Origin of the sequence: Lacrimispora sp. 210928-DFI.3.58 (genome assembly GCF_020554865.1) — a bacterium.
Classification (GTDB): Bacteria; Bacillota; Clostridia; order Lachnospirales; family Lachnospiraceae; genus Enterocloster.
In genome coordinates, this window is the sequence record NZ_JAJCIC010000110.1 from 1 (window position 1) to 473 (window position 473).

The following is a 473-nucleotide window of genomic DNA, read 5'->3' on the forward strand; positions in this document are numbered from 1 at the left end:
TAGTAATCTCCGACAAGGATATAATCAATTCCGTTTTCCGTTATTCTTGGTTTCAATTCGCTCATGTTCCTTACCTCCTGTGGAAGCAGGCTCGTCTGGTACTAACTCAATCACATCGGTAATCTCACAATTCAGCGTTTCACAGATACGGGCTAATGTGTCCATGCTGATGTGCTTTCCCTCTTTGCTCATGTTGGCAATCATATTCGTTGTCATACCAGCGGCAAGCCTTAAATCCTCTTTCCTCATATCACGCTCTAACAGTGTGTGCCAGAGTGGTTTATAGCTGATGTGCATATTGTTTTCCTGCCTTTCTACCCATACCACCGGGGCGGCTGCCCCGGCAGGAACTTTTCTCTTATTATAGCACCAATCTTGTGTAATCACAATTTATTCTTGTATCCTGCCGCTGATACCGTCTGGATTGTGCTTTTCCTTTCTTTTTGTTCCCTTTAATTAGCCATAAACTGCTT

The 473-nt window shown here is 43.6% G+C and carries 1 protein-coding gene; it reads right to left on the minus strand.

Translation table 11 applies throughout. From position 1 onward, the window contains the following. Positions 1–24: 24 nt before the first annotated feature. The gene (locus LIZ87_RS22660) at positions 25–297 is read right to left on the minus strand and encodes a helix-turn-helix domain-containing protein (protein ID WP_002593556.1); all 273 of its coding nucleotides are present in this window, start codon (positions 295–297) and stop codon (positions 25–27) included. Positions 298–473: the final 176 nt, after the last annotated feature.

Coding starts and splice junctions, on each gene's coding strand:
- LIZ87_RS22660 (WP_002593556.1), bottom strand. CDS start 297: ATGCACATCAGCTATAAACCACTCTGGCACACACTGTTAGAGCGTGAT.